The sequence below is a fragment of the Nesterenkonia sp. AY15 genome, from assembly GCF_022565855.1.
Lineage (GTDB): Bacteria > Actinomycetota > Actinomycetes > Actinomycetales > Micrococcaceae > Nesterenkonia.
In genome coordinates, this window is record NZ_JAJOYV010000012.1 from 16,381 (window position 1) to 37,780 (window position 21,400).

Genomic DNA, 21,400 nt, shown 5'->3' on the forward strand with positions numbered 1-21,400 from the left:
TCTCGGTGTTGATCAGCGAACTGCCTCAGCAGGCGCAGATCAGTTCTTCGGGTAGGAGCCGTTCACCTGGGCGGGATCCACGATCGGGACATCCCCGGTGCGGACCCGGTACTGCTCCACGATCGGTGGCTGCTCCACGTGATCCACGTCTGGCGCGTTCTCCGGCTGGGTGCCCTCGTGGTAGTCCGGGGCCACCACAGCTTCGGTGAGCGAGCGGTCGGGCTCCTCCATGCGGCGTTCGTACTCCTCCGGAGGCAGCGTCTTGAGCCAGCGGCGGGTGACCAGGAAGCCGACCTCGCCGGCGTCCTCCCGCATCGCCCGGGAGAGGTTGAACATCATGAAGTAGCCCAGGACGAAGAACGGCAGCCCGAGCACCAGGGCGACGTTCTGCAGCGCCTGGAGCCCGCCCTCGCCGGTGGCGGTGAGCAGGATCGCGGCGATGGTGCCGATGGAGATGGTCCAGAAGGCGCGCTGGTGCAGCGGTGAGCGTCCCTCGTAGCCGTTGCACATGTCATCGAGGACCAGTGAGCAGGAGTCCATCGAGGTGATGAAGAAGATGCCCACCAGCATGATCGCGATCGATGAGGTCAGCGTGGCCAGCGGGAACTCGGCGAGGAACGCGAAGAGCGCACCCTCTACGCCGTCGTCGAGCACCGTGTCGACCAGGCCGCCGTCACCGTTGAGCTCGATGTCGAAGGTGCCGGCGCCCCAGATGCCGAACCAGATGATGGTGAACAGCGTCGGCAGTCCCAGCACGCCGGCGACGAACTGGCGCACCGAGCGGCCGCGCGAGATGCGGGCGATGAAGATGCCCACGAACGGCGCCCAGGCCACGGTCCATGCCCAGTAGAAGACGGTCCAGCCGTCCTGCCAGCCGGTATTGGCGAGGGTGTCGTTCCAGAACGCCAGCTCGGGAAGCATCCGGGCGTAGACGCCGGTCCATTCGATCATGCCGCGCAGCATGAAGACCGTGGGGCCGGTGATCAGCACGAAGAGCAGCAGCCCGATGGCGGTCCAGATGTTGAAGTTCGAGAGCCGCTTGATGCCCTTGTTCACGCCGAGCATCGCGGAGATCGTGGCAATGATGGTGACCACCGCGATGATTATGATGAAGTTCCAGGCCGCATCGCTCACGCCGAGCAGGCGGGCGAGTCCGGCGTGGATCTGCAGCGTGCCCAGGCCGATGGAGACCGCGACGCCGAAGATGGTGCCCACGATCGCGAGAATGTCGATGAACTTGCCGATGGGGCCGTGGATCTTGTCGCCGAGCATCGGCTGGAAGATCGATGACACCCGCGGGGGCAGGTTCCTCTTGTAGATGAAGTAGGCGAAGGCCAGGCCGGGCAGAGCGAAGATCGTCCAGGTGTGCAGACCGAAGTGATAGAGCGTGAAGCCCATCGCCTCATTCGCGGCCTCCATGGAGCGTGGCTCTACGCCCATCTGGCCCTCACGGGGCGGGTTGGCGAAGTGGTTGGCAGGCTCGGCCACGGCCCAGAACATCAGGATGGTGCCGATGCCTGCGGCGAAGAGCATGCCGAACCAGGCGATGTTGGAGTGTTCGGGCTCCTCGCCGTCGGCGCCGAGTCTGATCCGGCCGAAGCGTCCGGAGGCGACGAAGATGAGGAAGATCAGGAAGATCGTGACACCGGAGATGTAGAACCATCCGAGGTTGTCGTAGATCCAGCCTGAGCCGGTGCCGAAGAACTCGCCCATGCCGGTGGGCATCAGGAGGGTCAGCACGACGAACGTGATCACGATCGCGGCTGATCCGAAGAAGAGGATCGGGCTGGTGCGCAGCCTGAAGATGTTATGGAGTCGGAGCAGCATCATTGGCCTTTCGTGGGTGTAGTCGCTGCCCGCGCCCGGCAGAGGCAGAACCCTCGGTTCCCTTGCGGGGCACGAGACTGGCGGTCTGACACCTGTCAGGCGGGATGATCGTCCCTACGGTATGGAATTTGGGCCGCCGACGCACTTTCGTGAGTCGAATCCTGCGCCGGTGGGGCCTGATCTGAGTCCAGCACACTCGGATAATTCCCGGAACGAGCCGCATGCAGTCCCGGCGTCTCATTCCAGTAACGATTCTTGGGGGAAGCTGGTGCTGAGCTGTTCGGGAGCCGTGACAGGGTGATCCTCTAAGCTGGCCCTATGCCTTTTCCCGCGGGTCAGACCCCCGATGTCCAGCCCTCTGAACTCACCCAGAACTTCGATTTCACCCCCATCAGTCCCCCGCCCGAGGCGGTGGACCTGTTGCTGCTCGACACCGCCGCGGCCTGGTGGGCCGACGGCCACCCGCGCGAGGGTGTGCTGATCCTCGATGACCGCTCCGGAGCGCTCACCCTGCCGATCCTGCACTCCCTGATAGCCGATGCCGGCAAGCCCGACGCGGTGTGCGCGAAGGTCGAAGACGCCGTGTCGGCCGTGCGGGTGCTGGCCGACGAGCTCGGCGCGGAGCGTGCGCTGCAGGGCAACGCCCGCCGCGCCGATCTGCCGGCGCCGGTCCCCCAAGAGCTGCCCAGCCTGACCGAGGAGGCGCCCGACGCGTTCACCGGGGTGCACACGGTGCTGATGCACCTGCCCCGGTCTCTGGAGACGCTCAACGACTGGGCCTGGCTGATCCGCGAGCACGCGGCGGCCGACGTCGTCGTGCTGGCCGTGGGCCGGGACAAGCACATGAACCACTCGATGAACCAGGTGCTTCAGAAGCACTTCACCGACGTCTCCGCCGGCCGTGGCCGCTCGAAGTCCCGGGTGCTCACCGCTCGCGGACCGCGCGACGGCGTGCCCACCTCTGCCCCGCGGAAGAACACCCACCAGGTCAGCATCCCCGGGAAGGGCTCCACGGAGCTGACCCTGTGCAGCCTGGGCGCCACCTATGGGGGCACCAAGCTCGACCCGGGCACCCGGCTGATGCTCGAGGCCGTGGAGGCCCATCCGGGGTTCCCCGGTGCCGAGTACGTCATCGACTTCGGCTCCGGCAACGGCACGGTGAGCGCCTTCCTGACGCTGCGGCATCCGCAGCTGAAGGTGATCGCCACCGATCATTCGGCCTCCGCGGTGCAGTCCACCCAGCTCACGGCCGAGGCCAACGGGGTCGCGGACCGGATCGAGACGGTCCGCGACGACGCGCTCTCCCGGTTCGAGGACGCCTCCGCCGAGGTGATCCTGCTCAACCCGCCGTTCCACCAGGGCAACGCGGTGGACCCCGGTGCCGCGAACCGGCTGATCCGGGCCGCGGCGCGGGTGCTGGCACCGGGCGGACGGATCTACAGCGTCTGGAACTCCCACCTGAAGCACCGCACGGTGCTCACCAAGGAGGTCGGGCCCACCGAGCAGCTGGCCCGCGATGCGCGGTTCACCGTGACGGTGTCGACGAAGCGCTGACTTAGAAGGCGGCGCTGCTGGACGCGGCGCCGTCGTCGTCGCCGTTGTCCTCGCTGGTGTTCTCGCTGGTGTTCTGGAAGCAGTGAAGCAGACATAGAGAAGGCCGGTCCCACCCGAGGGTGGAACCGGCCTTCTCTATATGTCACTCAGGCGGGATCAGTGATCCGCCCGTGTGGTTCAGCTGTTTCCGGTGAGCTTCTCGCGCAGCGCAGCCAGTGCCTCGTCGGATGCCAGCGTGCCGGCATCCTCGGAGGAGCTGTTCTGCGAGGAGGAGTAGTTCGACGGAGCGGGCTCCGACTTGCTGGAGCTGGAAGAGCTCGAGCTCGAGGAGCTGGAGCTGGAAGAACCGACAGTGGCCTGTGCGGCAGCTTCGGCGTCGGCCTCGACTGCTGCAACGACCTGCTTCTTGTGCGCTTCCCAACGCTCCTGGGCCTTGGCGTACTGGGCCTCCCAGACGGAACGCTGCTCGTCGTAGCCGTCCATCCACTCGTTGGTCTCCGGATCGAAGCCCTCGGGGTACTTGTAGTTGCCGGCGTCGTCGTACTCGGCATCCATGCCGTAGACGGCCGGATCGAACTCGGCACCTTCGGGATCGACACCCTCGTTGGCCTGCTTCAGCGAGAGGCTGATGCGGCGGCGCTCGAGATCGATGTCGATGACCTTGACGAAGAGCTCGTCACCCACGGAGACGACCTGCTCGGCCAGATCAACGTGGCGCACTGCCAGCTCGGAGATGTGCACGAGGCCCTCGATGCCGTCTTCGACGCGGACGAACGCACCGAAGGGAACCAGCTTGGTGACCTTGCCGGGGACGACCTGGCCCAGCGCGTGAGTGCGGGCGAAGGTCTGCCACGGATCTTCCTGGGTGGCCTTGAGCGACAGGGAGACGCGTTCGCGATCCATGTCCACCTCGAGGACCTCCACGGTGACTTCCTGGCCGACCTCGACAACCTCGTTCGGGTGATCGATGTGCTTCCAGGAGAGCTCCGAGACGTGAACCAGACCGTCGACGCCGCCGAGATCCACGAACGCACCGAAGTTGACGATCGAGGAGACGGTGCCGGTGCGGACCTGGCCGCGCTCGAGCTTGTTGAGGAAGGAGGAGCGGACCTCGGACTGGGTCTGCTCGAGCCATGCACGGCGGGACAGGACCACGTTGTTGCGGTTCTTGTCCAGCTCGATGATCTTGGCCTCGATCTCCTGGCCGATGTACGGCGCGAGATCGCGGACACGGCGCATCTCGACCAGCGATGCGGGCAGGAAGCCGCGCAGGCCGATGTCGAGGATGAGGCCGCCCTTGACGACCTCGATGACGGTGCCGGAGACGACGCCGTCCTCTTCCTTGATGCGCTCGATGTCGCCCCAGGCGCGCTCGTACTGTGCGCGCTTCTTGGAGAGGATCAGGCGGCCTTCTTTGTCCTCTTTGGTGAGGACCAGAGCCTCCACCAGATCGCCGACGGCGACGACCTCGTCCGGGTTCACATCATGCTTGATGGACAGCTCGCGGGACGGGATGACGCCTTCGGTCTTGTACCCGATGTCGAGGAGGACCTCGTCGCGGTCGACCTTGACGATGGTGCCCTCAACGAGGTCGCCGTCATTGAAGTACTTCATAGTCGCATCTACAGCGGCGAGGAACTCTTCTGCGGTGCCAATGTCATTGATGGCGACCTGTGGGGCAGTGGTGGTGGGGGTCATGTAGTAGGGGCTCCGATATGGATTGTGGCTGGCGTGGTCAGTGCACGGGCGTGCCGTGCAAGATGGCACTCCGGCGCACAAAGCGATCAACAGATGAACAGGAGAGCTCGTCAGGTCCCGATTCCGGCGGCGACGCCGAAGAGCGGACTTTCGAGCATGATCTGCATCAGATGTCAGGTCGACTCTGTGCGCAGAACGCGCCGTGTCAGTTTATACCGGCAATCCAATCCGAATCAACCGCTGTCCCGAGCGCGATGACTTGCTCAGAAATGTGTCGCACAGAAGGGAAGGGTGGCCAGGTCCATGATCCGGGAGATCCGGTCCACGTCTTCGGCGGTGGTGCCTCCGAGCCTACCGGCTGCGTGGAGGGTGCGGACCGAGACGTCGCCCAGGTAGAGCGAGCCGAGGGTCTCGACGCTGAGCTGGAGCGTCGGGAGGTCTGAGGTCACCGGCGCTGCACCGTCATCCGCCCGAGTGAGCGTGGCGGCGCCGTCGTCGACGCTCACCGTGAAGCTGCCGCCGGTGATGCCTTGTCCGTCCTCGAGCTCGAGGCGGAACGCGCCGTCGGCGGTCCAGGCGCGGGCTTCGAGGGCTTTGACCACGTCGAGGATCCGGACCCAGAGCACGTCGCTGAGCTTCCGGACCTGGTAGCTGCGCGGGTTCACCAGCGCGGACTGCAGCGGGTCGCTCAGTGCGGCGGTGCTCATGGTGGCGCGGCGGACGATGTCGAGTCCGGCGATGTAGTCCCAGAGCGCGAGGTGGCTCTGGTCGTCGGCGGCGATCAGGTCATAGATCCGGATGGTGCTCGGGTCGGTGTCCCAGCCCTCGTGCTTGAAGGTCACGTAGCCGCCGATGCTGCCGTCCTCGCGGACGTGGACGGCGGCGCGGAGCTTGCGATTCCAGGCGCTGTTGTCCTCGAGGTTCCAGCGCGCGGAGCTGACCAGCTGGTAGGTCTGCTGGCGGCCGATGGAGCCGCGGGTGCGGTCGTGGAACGCCTCGAAGCTGGTGTTGATGACCTCGTCGAGCTTGACCGGGTCTGCGGAGATGACGCGGCCGGCGGGCGCGCTGCGCAGCGCGAAGCTCTGCCCGCTGCCCTCGCCGAGGTTCACCTGGATGCTGGCCTCGCGGGTGGCGCAGCCGAAGCCGAACCGGCCGTAGATGCCGCCCTCGGAGACGGTCAGCGCGGCCACGGCCATGCCGTCCTCGACCGCGCGGGAGAGCGCGGAGGTCATCAGGTGCTTGAGGATGCCGCGGCGGCGGAAGCTCGGATTGACGGTGACCATGGTGATCAGTCGTGCGGGCAGCGGGCCGGCCGGTCCCCCGGCGTTGAGCGTCTTGTCATAGTCGACGAACGTGCCGACCGGGTGGGACGGGTCGAAGCCGACCTCTTTGAGTGCGTTGCCCCAGGGCTCATCCGCGGCGGTGTCCTGGTCCACGTAGACGCCGGTCAGGAGCTGCTCGTCCTCGACCAGGATCCGCCCGATGCGGTTGATCTGCTCGTCGGTGAACCAGGGCTCGTAGAAGCCCTGCTCGGCGGTCTGAGCGAACGCGGCGGTCTGCGCGTCGGCGGTCTTGCCGTCCGAGTTCAGGGCCGCGCGGAAGGACTCGCTGCGGAGTCCTGGTGCGAGCGGAGCGATCTCGGGCTGCTGGGGTACGTGTTGGTCTGGCACGGTTAACCACATTATCGGTCCGCTGGTGCCGGGGCCAGGCGGTGGGGAACTCGGTTGTGCACAGAACCCGGTGGAACCTGGTGCGGGTCCAGGGTCTCCCTGCCGCAGCTGGCCGCCACCCGCGATCACCCGGTGATCTGGGTCGCTCCGCCGTTCCGGCCTAGATGCTCCCAACCCAGTCCCCCGAAGCACGGCCCCGACGTCGCCTCAGAGAACTTGATGTCGTTATGGCCGCTGTTCCACTCAAGCACTTGGACGGAACCGTCGCGAGCAACAGTCAGATCCCAACCGATCGCCGGGACCATCGGGATTCGCCGATGCAGCCGTTTTACTGCCTCGAGGCACGCTGCATAGTTCGGCACCTCGTTGCCTGCGAACACGAAGCCGGAATCGGGATGCCGGTCGATCTCGAGCCAGTCCACCGAGTATCCGATCGAGCTGAACACGCCTGTAGCGGTATCGAGAAGAAGGCGAATATTCGACTCTGAAAATACGTGGTCATCCGTGTCTCGTCCGAATCGCATGTAGGCATCCCTGACAGTGACCTGCCCGTCAGGCTCGAGGACACTTGTCATCCGCAGCGTCCCGACCGAGCGGGACGCGACCTGAGCAAAGGCCTCATGCTGGTCGATGAAGGGCTGAATCACACCGTCGGGAAGGCCCGCAGCAATCTGCGTGAACCTGTCTCGATCAAGAATCTGCACGCCTCGGCCGCGATCACTCGCGTCAGCCTTGAAAGCCACTTTTTCAACCCCGGCAAAGACGAGGTCCGTGAACTCCTCCAACGACGAGACCGGTTCGAGTGACGCGTTGAGCAGCCGGCCCTTGACCACGTATCCGCGGTCGGGAATCTCTTTTTCCTGCCCAAAGACGCGCGCTGTCATCGACCGCATTTCAGAAAGGTCGCCATACCGACCTTCGATCGCAGGAAGGACCACCTGCATGTAGTAGTTGTCGGGGATCCACCCCTCTCGGAACTCACCGGCCATCGCGCTGTAGATGTAGAGCCACGGGGCATACCTTTTGGAACCCAGCACATCGGCGGCGTACTCATCGGCCTGTGCCTTGAGATGCCCTGGAAGCGGGCCCTTCGCGGCTTCGATCGACTTGAGCACCTTCGCAGCGCTCCGGCTGTTCAAACGGGAACGAACTCTCATCAGCAGGTCATTCTGAGTTCGCTCAATCGTGTCCAGGTTCACGGCAGCTCCTCTGAGTTCAGGTGATGCCAACCTATGTTCATTTGAGCCGAAATAACAGGGGGTCGCTGTATCGAATAGGGATTCATCAGGAGATATCCACCGGATCGGCCCAGTCCCACCCATGACCGGACACCACCACACCAGGCCTCTGCCAAGCGGCCTGTCAGGTCTTGGGGAGGATCGACGGTTCCGTCGAGTCGGGCACGGCCGGGCGGGAGTTTCTAATGCGGGGCCGCGCCGTGAGTCCGAGACCGCGCTGCTCGCCTTGGGCCGTGATGTGCAGCAGCGACTGCCCCTCGCCGTTCGCGAGCTTTCCCAGGCGCCGCAGTCCGGCCCACATGGTGGCCTGGTTGGCGGTGATGATGGGCTTTCCCAGTTCAACCTCCAGCTGTGCGATGAGGTCGTACGTAGGAAGATTCGTGCAGCTGACCACGACGGCCTCGGCGTCGGGCGTATCAGCCCGACGGATCAGCTCCGCAGTCTGCGCGTAGGGGACCTCCCAGATGCGCCTGTCGAGCCCGAGCTCAGCGCGACCGGTCACGGTGACGCCGTACTCAGCGAGGAATGTCTCCATCAGGAGCGACAAAGCCGGCACATAGGGCGTCGCCGTCGAGACGCGCGTGATCCCGAGGGCGCCGAGAGCTTCTACGAGGGCGCCGGAGGTCGTCACTGCGTCACGTGAGCCGGCATCCGTCATAGCGCGAACGAGATCTTCCTGCCCCGCCCGACCACGCACGAAGCTCCCGGACGCGCAGGCGTAGACGACCACATCCGCGCGACCGGCGGTGACGCTGCGGACGCCCTCGGTGACGACTGTCGTCTGCGCCACCTCCCGAGCGAACTCCACGGTGACAACGTCATCCAAGAACGGCGTCCGGGTCACCGACAAGTCGACGCCGGCGGGAAGCCAGCGCCACAGCTCTGCATCGAGCTCCATGTCGAACGGCATGACGACGCCAAGCGCCCCGCGGGGAGGCGGGCCCTGAGCTTCCGGTGTCATGTTTCTCCTATGCGCAATGACAACTCACCTGAACTGGGTCTGATGGGGACGTTGGTCTGTCCCGGCTTGGTGGCGTCCTCAGCTGTGTGTCGGTTTCAGCTGCGCCCGCCAGGCCCGGGCGGCAGTGCGCGAAGCATCCCATCCATCGCGATCATGGCCCCGCCCATCACTGCCGGCAATCCGCCGCCCGGATGGACCGAGGCACCTACCCGCCACAGCCATGGCCGCCTCAGGCTATGGTGAGCTGGACGGTGCAGGGGCCCGCTCATCAACAAAGGACGGATCGGTCCATACAGGGCGCCTCCGGACGCGCCTGTGAGACTGAAATAGTTCGGATCCAGGATGGTGCTCTCCTCGATACACGTGTCGAAACTTCCGGGCAGCCCGGCCGTGGTCCACACGCGGCGAAGTTCTCGGTCGACAAAGGCACTGTCGAGGTCATAGCGCTGTCCATTTGAGGGCGCTGTGAGCAGCACTGCGAGTGTGTCGGCGGTATTGGGGCCTGAGTCCGTGGCTGGGTAGTGATTGAGAAACGCCATGGTCTGGGTCGGCTCGCGCTGGGCCTCCAGACTCGCGTAGAGCGCGGTGGGATCCTCGGGCAGAACCACGCTGTGCCGCGACATATCCGCCGGAAGGGGACGCTTGAGCGAGGCGTACACGGCGACCGCTGAGCAGGAGAGCTTCCGCGGTGGTCGAGGTGTGCGCCCACGCAGCAGTCCCTCGAGGCGGTCGGCGTCCATGCCGCTGACCACGGCGTCCGCCCGATACACGTTCTGGGCAGTCCTGACGTGTCCCCGCTCCAGGTCAAGGACGGCCTCATCGGTGCGAACATCGACTCCGGCAGCTCTTGCCAGCCGCTCGAGGGCCCGCACCAGTTCGTGGACGCCGCCCTGCGGCACCCACACCCCGTCTTGGGCCATCACCGCAGGCATGCTGGCATACAACGCCGGGGTGCGGGATGGGCCCACCCCCGCGTTGAGTGTGTGGATGGCGATCACTTCGCGCAGCCCGTCGGGCAGCCAGGTGAGGCTGTCGAGATAGCTGCGGGTAGTGAGCCGGTGCCCGTAGAGTCGCCCCAGAAGAGCCAGCGAGGGGCGTGCATCGCGTGCCAGCACGGCCGTGGTCAGAAGCCGGGTCACATCCGGCCCGATGGGTCCGTGCAGCGCAGCGAAACGCTCCCACGCCGGGTGCCACGGGTGTCCCGGGGGAACCGGCAGTGAGCAGACCTGCCCGCGGAAGTAGTACCGGCCTACTTCCGGAAGCCGCTCCAGATTCAGCCTTGCTGTCTCTTCGGCCGCTGAGGATGGATCCTGACTGGAGTCATCCAGTCGGCGCAGCAGTTCCTGCCAGACGGCCGGGAATGTGAACAGCGAAGGGCCGGTGTCGATGGTTTGACCACCGACTTCGATACGGCGACTCTTGCCGCCCAGTGCCGGGCTAGCTTCCAGAAGCGTGACAGCGTGTCCTGCCCAGGCTGAGAGCACTGCGGCCGTCAGGCCCGCCACTCCGCCACCGACCACCACGACACGGCTCATGGGTACCACCCCAGCAGCAGCGCCGCAGCCAGTTGAATGCCGGCCACAGCTCCGGCGACATAGGGAAAGGCGATGGAGTGGCGGTACAAACCATGGGCGGTGGTGCTGAGGGGGGAGCGGAACAGCATGTAGAGCAGCCAACCGCTGATCAGCGCGTTGACAAGCGCGACCGGAACATTGACCATTGCAAAGCCGATCGTAGCTGCCGTCCACCAGAGTCCACTCCAGAGCACCACCCCGCGAACACCGAGGCGCACTGCCGTGGTGGTGATTCCGGCCGCCTCGTCTTCCTCGATGTCTTGGACTGCGTCGAAAGTGTGCTTGGCCGCGCTCCATGCCATGAGCGCCACAGCAGCGGCCCAGACCGGGCCGGATCCTAGTGCGAGCGGAACAAAGACCATCGGCAGGGCATAGGCGGCGTTGCTGAGCGAATCCAGATACGGGCGGGCCTTGAACCGTAATGGTGGCGCCGAATAGAAGACGAACACCAACAGGTAGAGCCCTATCCACAGCAGTGCATCACCGGGGAGCGCCCACACGAAGTAAGTCAGGAACGGAAGATTGGTCACAAGAACTGCGACCCATATCGGGAAGACCTCACCAGAGCGAATCCGGGCGCCTTCAAAAGACCCCTTACGCGGATTGAGCGCGTCGGTCTCTTGATCGAAGATGTCATTGACGCCGTAGATGAGCAGGTTGAATGGCAGCGTCAGCCACAAGATCAACGCCAAGGCATCCCAATGCCACAAGTGACCGGCCAGCCACATTCCCAGGACGGCGGGACCAATGGTGTTGATCCACAGCACCGGCCGTGAGATGTGGACCATTCGTTGGAAGACGGATTCAGTTCCAGAACGAGATTTGACGGTGGAGCCCCTTCTGCCGAGTAGAACAGTGGTGCCTGAACGAACTACATGCCTGTTTTCGCCGGTGGCCCGGCTCTGGGGTGGCCAGTCGCTGACGGCGGAGGGGCCCATGGTCAAGATGCTACGTCAGGTACCGACTGCGACCTGGAGTGTTAACTCTGAACAGTGACCATCCTGATCAGCGCATGCCGTGTTTCGGGTCGGCGTCGGCCCGCGCGAAGCTCAGCGTCTCCCCTCGGGCACCGCCCATCCAGACGTCCTGGCACGCGGCGGCGAGCTCGTCGAGTCCTTCCTCGATCGTGGCGAAGACATTCGCCGGAACCCACCCGACGTCACCGTTGACCAGCAGATTGTTGCGTCCATAGAAGACGGCGAGATCGATCAACAGCCGGTTCTCAGCGGTCCCCGCGGAGGCGTCGTATCCGTAGGCGGGATTGTTGAGCACGCCCTCGAAGGTGAAATAACACAGGTCCCCCGGGATCGGCGTGATCGTCTGGTTCTCGGGGCCAGGCTCTTCGGCGGCGAAGGCGGGGACGAGGGCGTAGATCTCGTTGCGCGCGAACTTGCCGTGGAACACCTGTCCGGACTGGGGCAGGGCCTGCCATACGGCCTCGGCGGTGCGCGGGGCCTCAACGTCGAGCAGGCGCGCCCTGGCGGTGACGCCGCGCTTCTCCAAGGTGATGGTGAGGTATCGGGTCATCAGCAGTCTCCGTTCGATGGACTGCAGGCGCCACGGAACGGCGACCTATGGTTGTCTACAATCTACCTGTAGGTTTTTCGGGGAGACCAGTCACGCACCACGAGAGGGCCTCCACCACTATGCATACCCTCGCGATCCTCTACCCCGGATACAGCGCGGAGGACGAGTTCCCCGCTCTCGAACAACTGATCCCGGACACCTCGTTCCGGGTGATCCACACCTGGGAGGGCCGCACCGACCACGATGTCGACGCGCTGCTGGCTCTCGGATCTCGGAACAACCTGGTGCCGTCCGCCGAGAAGGCCCGCGAGCTCTCCCCCGACGCCGTGATGTGGGCGTGCACCTCGGGCAGTTTCGTCTATGGCCGGGATGGCTGCCGGGAGCAGGCCGGATGGATCGAGGAAGCCGCTGGCGTCCCGTCCTCCTCCACCTCCCTGGCCTTCGCCGAGGCGGTGCACCACCTGGGGCTGAGCAGGGTCGCGGTGGCCGCGACCTATCCCGAGGAAGTCGCCTCGCACTTCATGCGATTCCTGGGGCAGGAGAGGATCACGGTGAGCGCGCTGTCCACCTACGACGTTCCCAGCGGCGAGGACGCGGGATTGTTGGACGCCGAGTGGGTGCTCGAGGCCGCCCGCGCCGCTGACCTGACCGGCGCGCAGTGCCTGCTGATCCCGGACACTGCACTGCACACGATCGCCGTGCTGCCCCGGCTCGAGGAGGCCCTGGGCGTGCCCGTGCTCACGGCCAACCAGGTCACCGCCTGGCAGGGGCTCCGCCTGGCGGGCCACCCGGCTCGCGTCCAGGGGCTCGGGGCGCTGTTCAGCCGCTGAGCAGGTCGCCGGCCCCTGAGCGGATCCACACCGGTGGCGCAACGACTCCTGCCGATCCGGCGTCGCCAACGTGGTGACTCAGTACACCTAGTGTGCGGCCTCGTGCCAGGAGGAGCCCACGCCCACGTGCACATCCAGTGGGACGTCGAGCTCGGTGGCGGCACCCATGTGGGTGGTGACCAGCTTCTCCAGGGCCTCGCGCTCCCCCGAGGCCACCTCGAAGATGAGCTCATCGTGGACCTGCAGCAGCAGCCGGGACTCGAGGCCCTCGGAGCGCAGCGCGGAGTCCACGCCGATCATCGCCTGCTTGATGATGTCCGCCGCGGAGCCCTGGATCGGGGCATTCAGCGCGGCCCGTTCGGCCATCTGGCGCAGCTGCCGGTTCTCGCTGCTCAGGTCCGGAAGGTAGCGGCGCCGCCCGAAGAGGGTGGAGGTGAACCCGTCCTGCTTCGCCTGGGTGACCACTTCGCGCAGGTAGTCGCGGACCCCGCCGAAGCGTTCGAAGTATTCGTTCATCAGGTTCCGGGCCTCATCGACCCCGATGCCCAGCTGCTTGGACAGCCCGAAGCTCGAAAGCCCGTAGGCCAGCCCGTAGCTCATCGCCTTGACCTTGGAGCGCTGCTCCGGGGTGATCTCCGAGGCCTCGACCCCGAAGACTTTGGCGCCGACGAAGTTGTGCAGGTCCTCCCCGGCGCGGAACGCCTCGATCAGTGCCTGGTCCCCGGAGAGGTGCGCCATGATGCGCATCTCGATCTGCGAGTAGTCCGCAGTCAGCAGGGTCTCGTAGCCGGAGCCGACCACGAAGGCGTCGCGGATCTTCCGACCGGCGGCGGTGCGGACCGGAATGTTCTGCAGGTTCGGGTGCAGCGAAGAGAGCCGTCCGGTGGCGGCCACGGTCTGCGCATAGGTGGTGTGGATCCGCCCATCCCCGGTGACGGCCTCCATCAGCCCGGTGACGGTCTGGCGCAGCTTGGTGGAGTCCCGGTGGTTCATCAGGTGCACCAGGAAGTCGTTCTGGGTCTTGATCAGCAGCGCCTGCAGCGTCTCCACATCGGTGGAGTAGCCGGTCTTGTTCTTCTTCACCCCGGCGGTGGGCAGCTCGAGCTCCTCGAACAGCACGGTCTGCAGCTGCTTGGGCGAGCCGAGCTTCACCTCGTGCCCGACCACTGCGTAGGCCTCCTGCGCGGAGGCCTCGATGGCGGCGGCGAACTCGGCATCCAGCGAGTCCAGCTTCTCCGGGCTCACCGCGATGCCGGTGAGCTCCATCTGCAGCAGGATCTCGGCCAGCGGGATCTCCATCTCACGCAGCAGCTTCTCGCCGTTGCGCTCGACCAGCTGCTCCCCCAGCGCCTGGGAGAGCTGGTGCAGCAGCATCCCGTGCAGCGCGGCGGTGTCCAGGTCCTCCGCGGTCACCCCGGGCAGCAGGTCCTGAGAGGAGAACAGGTCCGGGCCCTGCGGTCCGGACGCCTCGGCGTCGTCCTCGCTGTGGCCGCCGAGGTAGGAGGCCGGGTCGGTGGAGGCTCCCAGGTACTGGGTGACCAGCTCGGTGAAGGCGAAGTTCCGCCGGTCCGGCTGGATCAGGTAGCCGGAGATCAGGGTGTCCTCCACGGCGCCGCGCAGGCGCAGTCCGCGCCAGGCCAGCCGCTTGCCGGCGTCCTTGATGTCGTGGACCAGCTTCGGCGCTTCCGAGTCCTGCAGCCACTCGGCGAAGACTGCGTCGGCGGCCGCGTCGAGCGAGGTCAGCGAGAGCGCCAACGCGGGGATGCCGGTCGGCTCGGCGGCAGGCTCCCCGGCGTCGTCGTCGGTCTCTGCAGTCTCGGCAGCATCAGCAGCTCCAGCCACGTCCCCGGAAGCCGAGGGCACCAGCACGACGGCGAGTGCCTCAGCCACACGGGCGGCTTCGTCGCGCTTGGGCTTGGTGGTCAGCGATTCACCGGCGCGGTCCAGGCAGACCGCGATCGCCATCGGCGCTCCGGCGTGGGCCTTGAGGAACGCGGAGATCTCCTCTGCCTGTTCGGTCACTGTCACCGCGGGGAGCGCGTCGGTGGGGGTGGGCGCGACCACGGTCTCCGGGAAACGGGCGGCGAAGGTCTCGAAGAGCCGTTCGCGGATCTGGTTGAACTGCAGCGCGTCGAAGAGCGGCTCCAGCACCTCGCGGTCAGGGACCTTCAGCTCTGAGTCCTCCAGCGCCACGGGCAGCTCGAGGTCGCGGAGCAGCAGGTTCAGCTCCAGGTTGCGCTCCACATCGGCGAGTGCCTCCCGCAGGTTCTCCCCGGCCTTGCCGCCGATCAGGTGGGCGTTCTCGATGATCCCGCGGGTGGAGCCGTATTCGGTGATCCACTTCGCCGCCGTCTTGGGCCCGACCTTCGGCACGCCGGGCAGATTGTCCGCGGACTCCCCCACCAGTGCGGCGAGGTCCGGGTACTTCAGCGGCGGGACCAGGTACTTCTCCTCCACCCCGGCGGGGTCGAGCATCGCGACCTTGGAGAGTCCCGAGGTGGGGTACATCAGGGTGGTGCGCTCAGTGACGAGCTGCAGGGTGTCGCGGTCGCCGGAGACGATGAGGGTCTCCCAGCCGGCGGTGTCGGCCTTCGTGGCGTAGGTGGCGACGATGTCATCGGCCTCGTAACCCTCCAGGGTCACCGTGGCGATGTTCATCCCCTCGGCGACCTGCTTGATCAGGTCGATCTGGCCGCGGAACTCCTCGGGGGTCTTCGCGCGGCCTCCCTTGTATTCGGCGTAGGAGGTGTGCCGGAAGGTGGGCGTGTCCAGGTCGAAGGCGAGGATCACGTGGGTGGGCAGCTCCTCACGGATCAGCTTGAGCAGCATGTTCGTGAAGCCGTGCACCGCATTGGTGTATTGGCCGGAATCCGTCAGGAAGCTCTCGGTGGGCAGGGCGTAGAAGGCCCTGAACGCCATGGAGTGACCGTCGATGACCAGGAGTTTATTGGGACTAGTTGACACGAGCCCCAGCCTATCGCGACCCCCGCGCTCACCCCAGACCTCTCACGGGCCCCACGCCGCTCCGGTTCGTGGGGCGGATGTCCGTCGCTCCCCGCCGGCATCTAAACTGGAGCCCATGACTTCTCAGCCTGACGCCCTCGACCACCTTTCCAGCAGCGCCGTCCCCGGTGCGCCCACCCCTTTCCCCGACGAGCAGGAGCGCGCCGCCCGGATGGAGGCCGCCGGGATCCCTGAGGAGTATCAGCAGTGGACCGGCCCGCATGGGGTCACTCCGCTGGGCGTGAAGATGGGGCTGCGCTACGTGGAGATGCACCCGGACAAGATGGTGGCCACCCTCCCGGTGGCGGGCAACGAGCAGAACATGGGCCTCTTCCACGGTGGCGCGCATATGGTGCTCGCCGAGACGCTCGGCTCGATCGCCGCGATCCTGCACGCGCGGGTCAACCTGGGTGTGGACAATGCCGTGGTGGGCACCGAGCTCGGCGCCACCCACCATCGCTCGGTCACCGAGGGCATGGTCACGGCCACCTGTACCCCGATCAACCTGGGCCGGCAGCTGACCAGCCACGAGATCGTGATGACCGACGACGCCGGCCGCCGCCTCTCGACCGCCCGGATGACGAACATGATCCTGCCCAACCGGAGCTGAACGGGAAATCATGCGCCCATAGCGGGTTGTAGTCATACGCAGCAGATTCGACTCGATCAGCGCGGAAAACCCTCAATTCAATTCGTGACACCGGCGATTTCAGAAAACACCCCTGACATGGACTAAAGTCACTATCAGGTACTTTCTGAACGAAAAGCTTGAGGGGTTCTGGAATGATCGACGAAAAGAAGCGACAGAGCGCGCTCGACGCCATGAAGATTCTCGACACGCCGCGCGACGAGCGTGTGGACCGGATCACGCGGATGGCTCAAGAGCTCTTCGACGTACCCATGGTGAGCGTGAATCTCCTCGACAATGATCGCCAGTGGAGCAAGTCCTCGGTCGGGCTCGGCAGCCGAGAAACCCCCCGCAAGTACGCATTCTGCGAATCAACCATCCAGCAGACCGGCACCCTGGTCATCGAAGACCTGAAGCAGGATGAGGCGTTCGCGGCGAGTCCCTATGTCGAAGGCGCCCCACACCTGCGCTTCTATGCCGGTCACCCGTTGCAGGCCCCGGGCGGCGAACAGGTGGGAGCGCTGTGCCTCATCGACACCAAGCCTCGTGAGCTCGATGAGCAGGAACGCGACCTCCTCGAAGATCTCGCCCGCTGGGTCCAGACCGAACTGGCGCAGCAGCAGGAGCTCGACCACGCCGTCGTGGTCCAGCGCGCACAGACTCCCCGCAATCTCCCCCAGCCCGCGGGATTCACCGTCACCGCCGGCTCCGCCCCGGCCGGGTGCGTCTCTGGGGACTTCCATGATGTGGTTCTCCGTGGGGATCAGCTGCGGGTCACCCTGGCCGACGTCATGGGCAAGGGCCTCGGCGCAGGGATCATCGCCTCCGCCGTCCGCGCCTCGATGCGCACCGCTCCGGAGCGTTCCCTGCAGGCCACGGTCGCTGAGATCGATTCTCTCCTGGAGCAGGACATCGGTGATCTGCACATGTTCGTCACCATGTTCTGCGCCGACATCGACACCCGCACCGGCCAGATCAGCTACGTCGACGGCGGACACAGCCTGAGCTTCATCCATCGCGCCGACGGCAGCTGGGAGCACCTGGAATCCACCGGGCTGCCGCTGGCGATGGGCATGGGCGAGCCCCACGAACTGAACACCGTGCAGCTGCACCCCGGAGATGCCCTGCTCTCCTGCAGCGATGGACTCCTGGACCTTCTGGACCTCGAGGACCCCTACGGGCAGGTGGAGCAGGTCCTGCGCGAGCAGGGTCTCGAAGGTGCTGTCAAGGAGGCGCTGCGCCGTGCCGAGCAGGCAAAGGCCCCCGATGATGTCACGGTGGTCGTGGTCCGCAGAGACTCCTGACGTGTCGTCGGCAGGGGCCGGAGCACTACTGCACCCCTGTCGCCGCACCTCCGATCGGCGGGACTGTAGATTGTGGGCATATCTGCCTCTAGACGAGATCGGCCACCCGCACCGGAGCGCAGCCCAGCAGGTCCAACCCGAAAGAGAACCTTGATGTCTCCTCTCCGTCGGCACGACAACCACACCGCCCTGTCGGCAGCAGACCGTTGGCCCCGCGGCGCCGCACTGGCGGTGGCGACCGCACTGATGCTTGCGATCTCTGCATGTTCACCTGGGCAGGACGACGATCCGGGTGCCGGGGAAGGCAGCCCCACCGCGGTGGTCGAATCCGAGGCGGGCACACCGGAAGCGGATGAACCAGCTGAACCAGCTGAGCCAGCGGAGACCGACGCCACCAGCGGTGAGGAGGGTGAGGTTGAAGCTTCACCCACACCGGCCCCCGACGAAGCCGACGGACCTGAAGACGCCGAAGACCAGAGCAACGAGGCCGCCACCGAGACCGCACCCCCCGCCGCGTTCGAGATCCCGGCCATCGATGCCAGCTCCGAGCTGCTGCACTTAGGCCTGAGGGACAACGGCACCCTGGAGGTCCCACCCGGTGACCCAGGTTCCCCAGCCAGCTGGTACACCGGATCCCCCGCCCCAGGCGACCAAGGCCCTTCAGTATTGCTGGGCCATGTCGATGACTCTCTCGGCGAGCCAGGGGTCTTCGCTGATCTGCCAGAACTCGTCGAAGGCGACGAGATCACCGTGGGACAAGAAGACGGCGGCACCGCGACCTTCGTGGTCACCAAAGCCGAGCAATACGGCAAGAACACCTTCCCCACCCTCGAGGTCTACGGCAACACCGAAGACCCCGAACTCCGACTGATCACCTGCGACGGATACGACCAGGCCACCGGAGAGTACGAGGACAACTACGTGGTCTACGCCACCCTCGCCAGTTAGAGACCGAATGGTCGGTCCGACACAGCGGACCCCAGCACTTCCCGCGCGGAGAATAATCAGTCTTTCGATATCGATAAAGGTTTAGCTAGTTGAGGCGGATCGGTGAGCTGAGAAACTTTTTTTGGATTTTCACCATCCGATCCTGATGTCGCTCCGAACTCCGCGTACATGGCCTGGTCGACACCACGATCAGAGGCCGTGCGACCAAATCACTGTGACGAGGAGTCCCTCAAATGTTTAAAACCAAACTGTTCGCCGTCCCCACCCTCGCGCTCGGCGCAATCCTTCTGGGCGCAGGCCCAGCCATGGCCCACTCCGAGCACGGCGGAGCCAGCGATGGCGCCGCCACATCGACCTCCAGCGAGTCCTGGTCCTTCCAGGCCAACCTCGACTCGCTGAACAACAGCGGCACCGTCGGTGACGTCCTCATCGAGGGCCAGGGCAACCAGGCCACGGTCTACATGACCGTCGACGGCGCAGCCGAGACCTTCATGGACGGACCCTTCCCCCACGCCCAGCACATCCACTTCGGCGCCCAGGGCACCTGCCCCGGCCCCGAGGCTGACGAAGACGGCGACGGTGTGGTCAACACCCCCGAAGGCGCTCCCTCTTACGGCGGCATCGGCACCTCGCTGACCACCGAAGGTGACACCTCCCCGGACTCCGGTCTTGCTGTGGAGCGCTTCCCCGGTGGTTCCAGCTACACCTACGAGCGTGACCTTGAGATCGCCGATGATGTTCTGGCCTCCATCGTTGATGGCACCGGCGTCGTCGTGGTCCACGGTGTCAACCCCGAGCTGATGCCAGAGGAAGCTGCGGCGAAGCAGAGCACCCTAGATGAGTCCCTGCCCCTGGCAGCGACCCTTCCCGCTGCCTGCGGCACCCTGACCGCCTCGCAGATGGACGGGATGCCTGAAGGCGGCGCCGACACCGGCGTCTCCGGCGGCTCACAGGGTGCAGATATCGCTATGGCCGCCGGCGGCGGCGCACTCGCCCTGGGCGCCATCGGTGCCGGTGCCTTCTTCATGCGCCAGCGCACCGTCGAGTCCTGATCTCGAGTCGACCGGACTCTGACCGGTCGAATCGAGCCTGAGGGCTCATGCATCGCGTCACAGCGATGCGCCTACAGCGGTGGCCCCACTTCGAACTTCCGAGTTTGAAGTGGGGCCACCCCTGCCCGTCACAGAATCCCGAGAAGCTCCTCACGGGCGTCAGTCACTTCTGGAGAGGTCGACGTGGGCAAGCCACGAGATCGCGTGACTGACCAGCCCACAAGAATCCGCCGCCTCGGCCTCCTCCTTGTCCCCGCCACCCGGACCAGAGCGCAGCCCAGCAGGTCCAACCGAAAGAGAACCTCCATGTCTCCTCTCCCTCGGCACCACCACGAGACCACCTGTGCGGCCTCCGGCGGCCGGCACCGTGGTGCGGCACTGGCGGTGGCGACCGCACTGATGCTGGCGATCTCGGCATGTTCACCCGGGCAGGACGACGATCCGGGTGCCGCGGAAGACACCGCCACCGCGGTGGTCGAATCCGAGGCGGGCACTCCGGAAGCGGATGAGCCAGCAGAGACCGACGCCACCAACGATGAGGAGGGTGAGAGCGAAGCCTCCCCGACACCGACACCGGCCCCCGACGAAGCCGACGGACCTGAAGACGCCAAAGACCAGAGCAACGAGGCCGCCACCGAGACCGCACCCCCCGCCGCGTTCGAGATCCCGGCCATCGATGCCAGCTCCGAGCTGCTGCACTTAGGCCTGAGGGACAACGGCACCCTGGAGGTCCCACCCGGTGACCCAGGTTCCCCAGCCAGCTGGTACACCGGATCCCCCGCCCCCGGAGACCAAGGCCCTTCAGTATTGCTGGGCCATGTCGATGACTCTCTCGGCGAGCCAGGGGTCTTCGCTGACCTGCCAGAACTCGTCGAAGGCGACGAGATCACCGTGGGACAAGAAGACGGCGGCACCGCGACCTTCGTGGTCACCAAGGCCGAGCAATACGGCAAGAACACCTTCCCCACCCTCGAGGTCTATGGCAACACCGAAGACCCCGAACTGCGACTGATCACCTGCGACGGATACGACCAGGCCACCGGAGAGTACGAGGACAACTACGTGGTCTACGCCACCCTCGTCGGCTGAGGTCGAGAGGGCCATTCAGGGACAGCAGCACTCGAATGCCCCGAGCGTATGAGCTTTTGATTGCTATATCGGAAAATAGATCACCGCGGCGGGCCCGTCGCAATTGATCCATCGGTAGTTAGAATGACGAAATATTTCTCGAAATGATAGTGACGTGGGTTACTCTGATGAAGTCGCGGCCAGGAGTCCCCTGGTCACGGCCACACCCACTGTGACGAGGAGTCCCTCAAATGTTTAAATCCAAACTGTTCGCCGTCCCCACCCTCGCGCTCGGCGCAATGCTCCTGGGCGCAGGCCCAGCCATGGCCCACTCCGAGCACGGCGGAGCAACCGATGGCGCCGCCACCTCGACCTCCAGCGAGTCCTGGTCCTTCCAGGCCAACCTCGACCCGCTGAACAACAGCGGCACCGTCGGTGACGTCCTCATCGAGGGCCAGGGCAACCAGGCCACGGTCTACATGACCGTCGACGGCGCAGCCGAGACCTTCATGGACGGA

16 protein-coding genes and 1 pseudogene are annotated in these 21,400 nt (G+C 65.6%); 8 read left to right on the forward strand and 9 right to left on the reverse strand.

Annotated features, from left to right (window positions below; all coding sequences use genetic code 11):
• Positions 1-39: 39 nt before the first annotated feature.
• Complete coding sequence (locus LSI54_RS12505) at positions 40-1,827, reverse strand: BCCT family transporter (protein ID WP_241478534.1); 1,788 nt, start codon at positions 1,825-1,827, stop codon at positions 40-42.
• A gap of 318 nt (positions 1,828-2,145) precedes the next feature.
• On the opposite strand from LSI54_RS12505, the gene LSI54_RS12510 reads away from it, so the two are divergent.
• A complete protein-coding gene (locus tag LSI54_RS12510) occupies positions 2,146-3,381 on the forward strand; it encodes a class I SAM-dependent methyltransferase (RefSeq protein ID WP_241469860.1) in 1,236 nt (411 codons plus the stop codon).
• Between the two features lie 177 nt (positions 3,382-3,558).
• Here LSI54_RS12510 and rpsA read toward each other — a convergent pair whose 3' ends face one another.
• The 7 genes from rpsA to LSI54_RS12545 all read right to left on the reverse strand — a co-directional run bounded on the left by rpsA (position 3,559) and on the right by LSI54_RS12545 (position 12,049).
• Positions 3,559-5,079, reverse strand: coding sequence for a 30S ribosomal protein S1 (gene rpsA / locus LSI54_RS12515; protein ID WP_241464465.1), 1,521 nt, complete (start codon positions 5,077-5,079; stop codon positions 3,559-3,561).
• 263 nt (positions 5,080-5,342) lie between these two features.
• Positions 5,343-6,749: a GNAT family N-acetyltransferase gene (locus LSI54_RS12520; protein WP_241478525.1), complete on the reverse strand. Its 1,407-nt coding sequence runs from the start codon at positions 6,747-6,749 to the stop codon at positions 5,343-5,345.
• A gap of 125 nt (positions 6,750-6,874) precedes the next feature.
• On the reverse strand, positions 6,875-7,948 hold the full coding sequence (locus tag LSI54_RS12525; protein WP_241478526.1) for a sugar-transfer associated ATP-grasp domain-containing protein: 1,074 nt from the start codon (positions 7,946-7,948) through the stop codon (positions 6,875-6,877).
• Between the two features lie 163 nt (positions 7,949-8,111).
• Positions 8,112-8,948 carry a maleate cis-trans isomerase family protein gene (locus tag LSI54_RS12530; RefSeq protein WP_241464462.1) on the reverse strand — a complete coding sequence of 279 codons (837 nt, stop codon included), beginning with the start codon at positions 8,946-8,948 and terminating at the stop codon, positions 8,112-8,114.
• A 95-nt stretch (positions 8,949-9,043) separates the two neighbouring features.
• Complete coding sequence (locus tag LSI54_RS12535; RefSeq protein WP_241478527.1) at positions 9,044-10,483, reverse strand: phytoene desaturase family protein; 1,440 nt, start codon at positions 10,481-10,483, stop codon at positions 9,044-9,046.
• On the reverse strand, positions 10,480-11,310 hold the full coding sequence (locus tag LSI54_RS12540) for a UbiA family prenyltransferase (RefSeq protein WP_241470352.1): 831 nt from the start codon (positions 11,308-11,310) through the stop codon (positions 10,480-10,482). The genes LSI54_RS12535 and LSI54_RS12540 overlap by 4 nt, the downstream gene beginning before the upstream one ends.
• Positions 11,311-11,527: 217 nt before the next feature.
• On the reverse strand, positions 11,528-12,049 hold the full coding sequence (locus LSI54_RS12545) for a DUF3830 family protein (protein WP_241464460.1): 522 nt from the start codon (positions 12,047-12,049) through the stop codon (positions 11,528-11,530).
• Positions 12,050-12,168: 119 nt separating this feature from the next.
• Here LSI54_RS12545 and LSI54_RS12550 point away from each other — a divergent pair, with 119 nt between their 5' ends.
• Positions 12,169-12,879, forward strand: coding sequence for a maleate cis-trans isomerase family protein (locus tag LSI54_RS12550; RefSeq protein WP_241478528.1), 711 nt, complete (start codon positions 12,169-12,171; stop codon positions 12,877-12,879).
• 87 nt (positions 12,880-12,966) lie between these two features.
• Here the strand turns inward: LSI54_RS12550 and polA are convergent, their stop codons facing one another.
• Positions 12,967-15,843, reverse strand: coding sequence for a DNA polymerase I (gene polA / locus LSI54_RS12555; RefSeq protein ID WP_342357826.1), 2,877 nt, complete (start codon positions 15,841-15,843; stop codon positions 12,967-12,969).
• Positions 15,844-15,958: 115 nt separating this feature from the next.
• Between polA and LSI54_RS12560 the strand changes: the two genes are divergently transcribed.
• The 6 genes and pseudogenes from LSI54_RS12560 to LSI54_RS12585 form a co-directional block, all read left to right on the forward strand.
• Complete coding sequence (locus tag LSI54_RS12560; protein WP_241464458.1) at positions 15,959-16,492, forward strand: hotdog fold thioesterase; 534 nt, start codon at positions 15,959-15,961, stop codon at positions 16,490-16,492.
• Positions 16,493-16,665: 173 nt separating this feature from the next.
• Positions 16,666-17,814 (forward strand): GAF domain-containing SpoIIE family protein phosphatase, encoded by a 1,149-nt coding sequence (locus tag LSI54_RS12565; protein ID WP_241478529.1) that lies wholly within the window; start codon positions 16,666-16,668, stop codon positions 17,812-17,814.
• A 153-nt stretch (positions 17,815-17,967) separates the two neighbouring features.
• Positions 17,968-18,762, forward strand: coding sequence for a sortase domain-containing protein (locus LSI54_RS12570; protein ID WP_241478530.1), 795 nt, complete (start codon positions 17,968-17,970; stop codon positions 18,760-18,762).
• A gap of 233 nt (positions 18,763-18,995) precedes the next feature.
• On the forward strand, positions 18,996-19,814 hold the full coding sequence (locus LSI54_RS12575; RefSeq protein ID WP_241478531.1) for a hypothetical protein: 819 nt from the start codon (positions 18,996-18,998) through the stop codon (positions 19,812-19,814).
• Positions 19,815-20,120: 306 nt separating this feature from the next.
• The gene (locus tag LSI54_RS12580; protein ID WP_241478532.1) at positions 20,121-20,903 is read left to right on the forward strand and encodes a class F sortase; all 783 of its coding nucleotides are present in this window, start codon (positions 20,121-20,123) and stop codon (positions 20,901-20,903) included.
• A 230-nt stretch (positions 20,904-21,133) separates the two neighbouring features.
• A pseudogene (locus tag LSI54_RS12585) lies at positions 21,134-21,400 on the forward strand (hypothetical protein); the annotation flags it as partial.